General features: G+C 43.3%; 4 protein-coding genes. 2 read left to right on the forward strand and 2 right to left on the reverse strand.

Going from position 1 to position 10448, the window contains the following annotated elements; genetic code table 11:
* Positions 1 to 240: 240 nt before the first annotated feature.
* Complete coding sequence (locus QUA10_RS27960) at positions 241 to 2709, reverse strand: ATP-dependent Clp protease ATP-binding subunit (protein ID WP_333083982.1); 2469 nt, start codon at positions 2707 to 2709, stop codon at positions 241 to 243.
* A 435-nt stretch (positions 2710 to 3144) separates the two neighbouring features.
* On the opposite strand from QUA10_RS27960, the gene QUA10_RS27965 reads away from it, so the two are divergent.
* Positions 3145 to 8493, forward strand: a complete 5349-nt coding sequence (locus tag QUA10_RS27965) for an AAA family ATPase (RefSeq protein ID WP_333083981.1) — start codon at positions 3145 to 3147, stop codon at positions 8491 to 8493.
* A 4-nt stretch (positions 8494 to 8497) separates the two neighbouring features.
* On the opposite strand, the gene QUA10_RS27970 is transcribed toward QUA10_RS27965, so the two are convergent.
* Positions 8498 to 9064, reverse strand: a complete 567-nt coding sequence (locus QUA10_RS27970) for a hypothetical protein (RefSeq protein WP_333083979.1) — start codon at positions 9062 to 9064, stop codon at positions 8498 to 8500.
* A 122-nt stretch (positions 9065 to 9186) separates the two neighbouring features.
* On the opposite strand from QUA10_RS27970, the gene QUA10_RS27975 reads away from it, so the two are divergent.
* A complete protein-coding gene (locus tag QUA10_RS27975; RefSeq protein WP_333083978.1) occupies positions 9187 to 10200 on the forward strand; it encodes a hypothetical protein in 1014 nt (337 codons plus the stop codon).
* Positions 10201 to 10448 lie beyond the last annotated feature (248 nt).

The raw sequence follows: 10448 nt of genomic DNA on the forward strand, positions 1-10448 counted from the left end.
TTTGGGCATGGGTTTCGCGATCGCATGATTCCGGATTACTTCCAGTATACGTCTTAACCGCCTTGGCGACTGCTATAGTTACATATCGAAAGAGCATTATCGATTATTTTGGGGTAGGGAAACGGCACTGCCGTGTCCTCGGTTGCTTGCTTTTTTTTACTGGTATTTTTTAATTAAAAACCCGGTTTCTCTAAGAAACCGGGTTTTTAATCAACAGTATTTATCTGTCTGTAGAACCCATTAATGGCTCAATGCGAATTCGGGCAATTTCGGCTCTGATGGGCCATCGGGCACTACCTTAACCTGACCATTTTCATCCACATCAACGATCGCCTTTTGGCCTTCTTTCAGCTTCCCAGACAGCATTTCCTCAGCCAGTACATCTTCCAACAACCGCATGATTGCGCGGCGCAAAGGTCGAGCACCGTAGCTGGGATTGTAGCCTTCTGTAACTAACAAGTCCTTAAACCGTTCCGTCACCGACAAAGTAATACCCTGTTCGGTTAAGCGGCTGAAGACTTGCTGCAACATAATGTCCGCAATCTGCTTCACTTCTTCTCTGTTCAACTGGCGGAAGACGATAATCTCATCCAAGCGGTTGATAAATTCGGGACGGAAAAACTGTTTCAGTTCTTCGTTTACCAAGCTGCGAACGCGGTTGTATTGACCGTCTGCGGCACTTTCAGCAAACTCGAAACCGAGACCGCCACCACCTTTTTCAATTACTCGCGAACCGATGTTTGAGGTCATGATCAGCAGTGTATTCTTAAAGTCTACTGTCCGACCTTTAGCATCCGTCAAGCGGCCGTCTTCTAAGATTTGCAGCATCATGTTGAAGACATCCGGGTGAGCTTTTTCTATTTCGTCGAACAAGATGACCGTGTAAGGACGACGCCGGACTGCTTCGGTTAGTTGGCCGCCTTCATCGTAGCCGACGTAACCGGGAGGCGAACCGATGAGTTTGGAAACCGTGTGGCGTTCCATGAATTCGGACATATCTAACCGAATCATGGCTTCTTCGGAACCGAAGAAATAAGTTGCCAGGGCTTTTGTAAGTTCCGTTTTGCCGACGCCTGTGGGGCCGGAAAAGATGAAACTGGCGATCGGGCGATTCGGATTTTTCAAGCCTACTCGCGCGCGGCGGATGGCCCGAGAAACTGCGGTGACAGCTTCTTCTTGACCGATCAAGCGCTGGTGCAGGGTGTCTTCCATGTGCAGCAGCAATTCCGATTCGGATTCTGTCAGCTTGCTGACCGGTACTCCCGTCCAATTAGCCACGATGTGGGCGATGTCTTCTTCGGTGACGACAGGAGAGGTTTTGAGTTGGCTTTTGTTGATCGTAGCTTCGGCGATTTCGGCTTCAATTTCTAATTCGCGATCGCGCAATTTTCCAGCTTTGTCGAAGTCTTGCTCGCGCACTGCTGCATCTTTTTCTTTTGTTACTGCAGGCAGTTGCTTTTTGAGTTCTTTAACTTCCGGCGGGGTTTGTGAATTCATCACGCGGACGCGGGAACCTGCTTCGTCAATTAAGTCGATCGCCTTGTCTGGCAAAAACCGATCGTTAATGTATCTGTCTGACAGTGTAGCCGCTGCTTCTAAAGCTGCGTCAGAAATTGTCAGTCTGTGATGCTGTTCGTAAGCCGATCGCAACCCGTACAATATTTCTATTGTTTCAGCCACGCTCGGTTCACCGACTTTAATCGGTTGGAAGCGGCGTTCTAAGGCAGCGTCGCGCTCGATGTGCTTACGATATTCGTCCAAAGTAGTTGCGCCCACACACTGCAATTCGCCTCTAGCAAGGGCGGGTTTGAGCATATTGGAGGCGTCCATGCTGCCTTGAATTGCACCTGCACCGACTAAGGTGTGAATTTCATCAATTACCAGAATGATGTTGCCGGCAGCGCGAATTTCGGCCATGATTTTCGTCAGCCGTTCTTCAAATTCACCTCGGAACTTTGTACCAGCAATCAGCGAACCCATATCGAGGCTGATTACTTGTTTGTCTTCTAAAATTTCCGGGACGTTTCTATTAACAATCCGCTGGGCTAGGCCTTCGGCGAGGGCTGTTTTGCCGACTCCCGGTTCGCCTACTAATACTGGATTGTTTTTCGTGCGGCGGCCTAGCACTTGGATCACGCGCTCGATTTCATTTTCGCGGCCCACCACGGGATCGAGTTTGCCTGCTGCGGCTAACTTGGTCAGGTTTGTCCCAAATTCTTCTAAAGTCGGGATTTTGCGATCGCCGCTATCTCCCCTACCTCCGGGTACTGCCGCGACTTCTCCCACGGCACGAATTACCTGGGTGCGGACTCTCTGGCGATCGATCCCCAAGTTTTGCAGCACCTTCGCAGCCACCCCTTCATCGTCCTGAATCAGCCCCAGCAGGATGTGCTCGGTGCCGATGTAATTGTGGCCTAACTGTCGCGCTTCGTTCAGCGCCGTCTCAAAAATGCGCTTGACGCGGGGCGTAAAAGGAATTTCAGGCGGGAGGAAGCCAGAACCTCTACCGATGATATTTTCGATTTCATTGCGCGCCTCTTTCAAGTTGAGGCCCATATCCAGTAATACTTTTGCAGCGATGCCAGTGCCTTCGCCGACGAGCCCCAGAAGAATTTGCTCGGTGCCTACAAAATTGTGACCGAGGCGTCGCGCTTCCTCTTGGGCTAGCATGATTGCTTTAATGGCTTGTTCTGTAAAGCGTTCAAACATATTTTTTCTATCCTACTGTCTTGGCGAGGGCTGTATCGCTGCTGGTGAGGAGCGATTTGGAACACTACACAAATTATAGATGTAAATTTTTGTGTATTTCCTTCTCTAACAATGTATCTTGCTAAAGGGGTAGGGACAGTGGGGAGAGCCGAATAGTAGGGGTGTGGTTGCCGTCCGCCACCAACGACTATTAATTGAGAATAATAGTAGCAAAATGGCTTTGTTGCATAGATACTATAATTTCTTATATATCAAAATTTTATACCAGTAAATAAATTGATTTTTTTACTTTAAGTAGACCATTTAACTAAGCTAAGCATATAACGGTTGCCCTGTCAAGACTTTTGACGATTGACGGTGGTCGTGCCGTCAGCCAACAGTCAACAGCGAACAGCGACTCGAATCAAATATATTTCCAACTCAGAGGAGAACTCCATGCAATTTCTCTCGCAATACCAAATCTACTCCACTCTCCACGAAGGTATCGAAACGATTATTTATCGAGGAAAAATCCCCACCCACCAGGATACAACCGTACTCAAAATCCTGAAAGCTGAATATCCCACCCTCGATGCAATTACCCGCATCAAGCACGAGTATCACATTCGCCAACATTTAGACCATCCGGGCCTAGTTAAAGTCATTAGCCTAGAAACATTTGACAACCGTCTGGGCTTGATTTTAGAAGACTTTGAGGGCGAATCTATCGATCGCCTGATGTCCAGACAAAAGCTCGAAGTTATCACCTGTTTGAGGTTTGGTATTCAACTCATAAAAACCTTAGAATATCTGCATCTTCAAAAAATTATTCATAAAGATATTAAGCCTAGCAATATCATCATCAATAGCCAAACAGGAATTATTAAACTGACAGATTTCGGGATTGCTTCACGATTGTCCAAAGAAAATCCCCAAATTAATAATATTAACTCGATTGTCGGTACTTTTGCTTATATGTCTCCCGAACAAACCGGGAGAATGAACCGCACCCTTGACTACCGCACAGACTTTTATTCTCTCGGTATTACCTTATATGAAATGCTGACAGGTCAATTACCATTTATGAGTAACGACCCGTTAGAGATAGTTTACAGTCACATAGCATCTCAAGCAATTGTACCCCATCAAATTAATTCAGACATTCCACCAGCAATCTCACAAATTGTGATAAAATTGATGGCCAAAAATGCCGAAGATAGATATCAAAGCGCAGGCGGATTGTTAGCCGATTTAGAAAGTTGTTTATATCAGTTAGAAACTACAGGCAAGATAGTCGATTTTACTCCCGGAAACTTAGATATATTGAGTCAGTTGTTGATTCCTCAAAAATTGTACGGTCGGGAAACACAAGTCAGCGAACTATTGGCAGCATTTGAACGTGTAGCTAATCCTTGCGAGGACAATTCTTCCCCTTCCCAAATTGAACTGATCCTAGTGTCGGGTTATGCAGGTATAGGCAAATCTGCCGTAGTTAGCGAAATTCAAAAACCCATCACCAGACAGCGGGGTTATTTTATTTCAGGTAAATTTGACCAATTCAAACGCAATATACCTTACGCATCTTTAATTCAAGCTTTTCAATCTTTGATCCAGCAGTTACTTGCCGAAAATAACAAAAAATTACAAGATTGGCAACATAAACTTTTAGCCGCACTAGGCGATGCCGGACAAGTAATTATTGACGTGATTCCAGAACTAGAATTGGTAATAGGCAAACAGCCTGCCGTTGCGGAACTTGCCCCCACAGAAGCACAAAACCGCTTTAACAGGCTATTCAAAGAATTTATCCACGTATTCGCGCAAAAAGAGCATCCATTAGTCATATTTCTTGATGACTTGCAGTGGTCAGATTCAGCAACCTTGAAATTAATGGAATTGCTAGCGACTGACCCCGATAGCAAATATTTACTATTAATTGGAGCCTATCGAGACCATGAAGTTAGCTCTACACACCCTTTAAGGCAAACAGTAGAGTACCTTCAACAAACGGGTATTATTATCAACAATTTAGTGCTGGAACCTCTTTCTTTAGCCCAGGTTACTGAGTTAATTTCTGAGACATTGAATGACTCAGACAGAATTCAACCTTTAGCGAAGTTAATTTGGAATAAAACTGGTGGGAATCCTTTTTTCTTGACGCAATTGCTCAACACTCTTTATCAAGAAAAACTTTTGAGATTTGACTTTTCCCGGCTGCTGTCTGCCGGAAGCAGAGGGGAGTGGCAGTGGAACATTGAGGAGATTCACGCTATTGGCATCACAGATAAGAGCGTAGTTGAATTGGTAGCCAGTCGGATTCAACAATTGCCAGAGACTACACAAGAAATTTTGAAATTGGCTGCTTGTGTTGGAGACAAATTCACTTTAGATGTTCTCTCTACTGTCAACGCCAAATCTCCATCAGTCACGGCGACTGAACTCTGGGATGCTTTGCAAGCAGGGTTAATACTTCCTTTGAATGAGAGTTATCTCATTCCTTTATTTTTAGATGGAGAAGGAGGAGCTAATTTAACTTTCGATTCTTCGCGAATCAGCTATAAATTTTTGCACGATCGCGTCCAGCAAGCTGCATATTCGCTGATTCCTGATGATGAAAAGAAAGTCACTCATCTTAGCATCGGTAAATTGCTGTTTGAAAATACGCCCGCCGATAAAGTAGAAGAGAAAATTTTTGATATTATCAACCAGTTGAATGTAGGAATTGATTGTCTGCTCCTCCAATCAGAAAAAGATGAATTAGCAGGATTAAATTTAATTGCTGGACATAAGGCAAAAGTAGCTAATGCTTACGAACCCGCTGTTAAGTATTTGAATGCGGGAATGTCGTTATTAGCACCTGATAGCTGGGATCGCAACTATAGCATGACGCTGCGGTTGTATGTAGAGACGCTGGAAGCGGAATATTTAAACACCAACTTTGAGCAAGCAGAAGTTTTGGCGGAAGTGGTTTTGCGAGCGGCTAAAAACCAGCTTGATATCGTGAAAGTGTATCAGCTCAAGATCCTATTTTATCAGGCTCAAAGCCAGATGCTAAAAGCTGTTGAAACAGGTCTAAAAGTGCTGGAAATGCTGGGACTCAACCTATTAGACAAGGAAACCATTGCAGTGCCAAAATTGCCGCGAATTGAGGAATTAGAAAACCTGCCAGTTATGACAGATCCATATCTAGTGGCAGCTATGGAAATCCTGACAGCCCTCTATCCTCCTGCTTATATTGCCAAACCTGAAATTGTGTCGTCGCTCGTCTTGACTATGGTCAATCTTTGTATCGATCACGGTCATTCAGCATTAGCTACTTTTCCCTATACTCTTTATGGAATGATTCTGTGCGGGACAGAAGGCGACATCGAAGCTGGCTACTACGCTGGACTAATCGCTTTAAAGCTGCTAGAACAATTTAATGCTAGCCAACAAACAGCGAAGGTTTATGTAATGTTTAATGCTCATATCAGAATCTGGAAAGAGTCTACTAAAAATACACTTGCTTCCTTTCTAGAAGGAATGAAAGTTGGTGTCGAGACTGGCGATTTAGAATGGGCAATTTATAATTGCAAGCACTATATTACCAATTTATTTTTTGTGGGAGAACCGCTAGAATATGTCGAAGATAAACAAACCATTTATATGGAGTTTTTGCTGAAAAACAAACACGAATTTGCCATAAATTATGCTAAAATATGGCAATTAATTGCTTCAAGCTTAAGAAGCCAAACAGCAGAGCAAGTACGGTTAGGTAGCTCCAAGTTGGATGAACCTGCTGTGATGTCCCGTTGGCAGAAAGAAAATAATCGAATGTCGCTGTTTGCAGCGTATGTTGGTAAATTGATCGTGCTTTATTTATTGAAAGATTATGCTGCGGCTGTTGCCCGTGGTAAATTAGCGGCAGAATATGCAGATGGGGCGATCGGCTTAATCACTGTTGGGGTACACAATTTCTACTATTCGCTGGCCCTCCTCGCTCACTATCCTGACAGTGACAATCAAGAAGCATACCTAGCTATTGTTAACTCTAATCAGCAAATTATGAAAAAGTGGGCCTACCATGCACCCATGAATTATCAGCACAAGTACGAGTTAGTTGAAGCGGAGAAAGCTCGACTTTTCAGCGATAAACTTGCAGCCATGGATTATTATGACTTAGCTATTAAAGGAGCGGCTGCTAACGGTTACATCCAAGAAGAAGCATTAGCTTATGAATTAGCTGGAGAGTTTTATCAATCTTTGGATAAAGAGATAATTGCTCAATCTTATCTGACAAAAGCTTATTATGCCTACATCCGCTGGGGAGCTATAGCAAAAGTTAAATACTTAGAATCCCGTTATCCTTATTTAGTCGATCGCAATCAAGGAGCAATATCTAAGAATGTTGCTCTCATGACTGCTACCACTACTGTTGACAATAGCTTGATGCTGGATTTACCAACTGTTATCAAAGCATCTCAAGCTGTTTCGAGCGAAATTATCCTCAGCCGTTTGCTAGAGAAACTTGTACAGCTTGTAAAGGAAAACGCAGGCGCTCAAAAAGTATTATTTCTTGCCAAGACAGGTAATCAATTATTCATAGAAGCTGGACTTACAGGTAAGTTTAATGATGTAAGCCTGTTACAATCTCTCCCGATTGCCGAATCCGAGAACCTCCCACTTTCATTAATTAACTATGTAGAAAGAACCAAAAAATACTTGGTTTTAGATGATGCTACCCGATCCGATCAATTCCAATTTGACCCTTATATTGCGGCTAATCAACCCCTATCTATCCTGGTATTGCCAATTATCCATCAAGGCAACCTTACGGGAATTTTTTACTTGGAAAATAATTTAACAAAAGGTGCTTTTACTACCGACAGGGTAGAAATTTTGGGAATCCTGTCTGCACAAGCAGCTATTTCTCTAGAAAATGCTCGTTTTTATAATATTCTGGAAACGCGAGTAGCCCAAAGAACTGAGAATTTGCATACTGCACTGGAAGAACTTCGCCACACTCAAGTGCAGCTAATTCAAAGTGAAAAAATGTCCAGTTTAGGTCAAGTGGTCGGGGGAATTGCTCACGAAATTAATAACCCGATTAACTTTATTTATGGAAATCTACATTACACCAATGAATACGCTGAGAACTTATTAAATCTACTACGTTTATACCAAAATAATTACCCAAATCCCGTACCACAAATAGTAAATGAAATAGAGAAAATAGATTTAGATTTTTTAATGAATGATTTCACTAAAATGATAGATTCAATGAGAGTGGGCGCTGCGAGGGTTCGCGATATTGTGCTGTCGCTGCGAAACTTTTCTCGGCTAGATGAATCAGATAGAAAATGGGTTAATATTCACGAAGGTATCGACAGCACGTTGATGATTTTGGATCACAAATTAATTGATATTCAAGTGATAAAAGAGTACGGCAATTTACCTTTAGTGAACTGCTATCCCGGAGAAGTAAATCAGGTATTTATGAATGTCCTGACCAATGCGATTGATGCTTTTTGTCGCGAAAGAGGGAGTGAAGTTGACTGGGAACAGACTCCGACAATTCAGATTTGCACTGAAGTCGCGGAAGGAAATCAAGTAGCGATTCGCATTGTTGATAATGGTGTGGGGATGAATTCGGAGGTGCTGGGTAAAATATTCGATCCGTTTTTTACTACTAAACCGATAGGTAAGGGGACAGGTTTGGGATTGTCTATCAGTTATCAAATTGTGGTAGAACAGCATGGAGGAAAGTTAATTTGCAAGTCGGAACATGGAGAGGGCAGCGAGTTTACAATACTGCTGCCGTATTGATGAATTAAAGCCATCGTGAAAGCAACTGTTTAATTACTTCCACAAAGCCGATCGCAATTTGGATCAATGGCCAACCCACAAAACAAATTACCACCGCCCAGCGAGTTTGAATATCCAAACCTTGGCGAACCGCCACAATTACAGCTAGCAAACTCCACACAGCTAATATCCGCTCTATTCCTTCTCCCAGCAAGGGAATTAATGTTAAAAAATTCAGAACTTGGGGGGCATAGGCAAATCCGATTGGAACCAGCAACTCCCGATAAGTTACGTGACCCGGCTTCAGCCACTCCCCGATTTTAAATATGGTGAAAGTCCAAAAATAATAACCCCCCGCAACTGCCAAACCATCTATCCAAAGTGTTAAAAATAACACTGATAGCTCAGTTCGGTTGATTAACAAGATGACGGCACTGCCCAGCACGCGGGACAGCGCTGCTAAAATTACAATTGTTAAAGCTATCCGCTTAGTTCTGCCAGTGTAGGGAGTTTTTTCGTAAAAATTGCCGTTCAAAGAAAGTGCGTTCCAAAGCGTTGCGCCCAAACCTGCAATTGAATCTTCTCCCTTCACGTTGAACTCCTGCTCCCCAAGATAGTTGACAATTTTTACAGAATAAGCTCTAATACAGCAGAATCACCGAACTAATTCTAGGTAATTACGTAATTAATTGGCATTCTACCAGATTTTATTAAATGCTAAGATTGATTTTACGGATACTTGCATGGCTGCGCGGGGGAAGTTTAAATTTGTTGCTCATCGCAGGTGTAATCCTGGTAATTTGGGGCATTCTTTCGCCGGTGGGGACTGTTATATGGTGGCTGAATCAAAGTGCCGAAACTTTGGGCCTCAAGAAAAATCCGCCGGAGATATTGCCCTCAAAGAACGGCAATCTAGAAGCGCGCAAGTCTTCGCCGATCAATTGTTATATCATCTTTTTACCGGGAGTTGGGGATTTTTCGGGGGACGAATTAACCCCTGGCGAAGAGTTCTTTCTCAAGCGTTTAGTTAAAACTCACCCGCAGTGCGTAGCAGTGGGCGATGTTTTTCCTTATTCAGCGTCTAACAAAAGTTTAGGAGGAGAGCGGTGGCTAGCTCCTTTTTGGCGGTTTGCAGAACAGGCACAAAAAGGGCCGATTGCGGGGGATATATTCATCAAAATTCGCAATCTCTGGAGGTTTGCAATTTCTCTAGATTATCGCTACGGCTTTGCATACAATCAGGGAATTGCTAATGCAATTATCGATCGCATGAATGCTCAATCTCCCATTTTAGTTAATTCTAAACAACCTTTGAAAGTTATTTTAATTGGCACTAGCGGTGGCGCACAAGTTGCTTTGGGTGCTACTCGCTATCTTAAAGAATGGCTGAAGGCAGAAATTACGGTTGTTTCGGTTGGGGGCGTGTTTTCTGGAGAAAATGGTTTTGCAGAAGCCGATCGCATTTTCCACTTTCGCGGCACTCGCGATTCAATTGAGGATATTGGTGGCATAGTTTTTCCGAGTCGCTGGTACTGGTACGCGACTTCTCCTTTCAATCAAGCTCGTTTGCAAGGCCGCTATGCAGAAGGTTTGAGTGGCCCTCACAAGCACGATGGCGATGAGGGATATTTTGGGGAAAATCTGGCGGCGGACGGTAAAAAGTATGTAGATATAACGCTGGACAAGATTAATCAATTGCCTGTTTGGTCTAAGGGCGCGTCCGATTGATGAGTTCTTGCATATTAGCTCCCTGTACAATTATAATTAAGTTAGGAAGCAAAATTTGAGTTTTAATTTATTCATAAATAGAGGAGTGCCGTTCATCATTAAAAACTAATTTTATTAGAGTCAATAATAATAAAACTTTTCTGGGCAGTTGCTCAGAGCAACGCCAGGAATATATAGCAATCCTTGCAGGAGTCGTAAATTTTTGACCCCACCCCAACCCTCCCCTTATCAAGGGGAGGGAGTAAGAA

The organism is Microcoleus sp. Pol8_D6 (assembly GCF_036700965.1).
In the GTDB taxonomy this organism is placed as follows: domain Bacteria; phylum Cyanobacteriota; class Cyanobacteriia; order Cyanobacteriales; family Microcoleaceae; genus Microcoleus.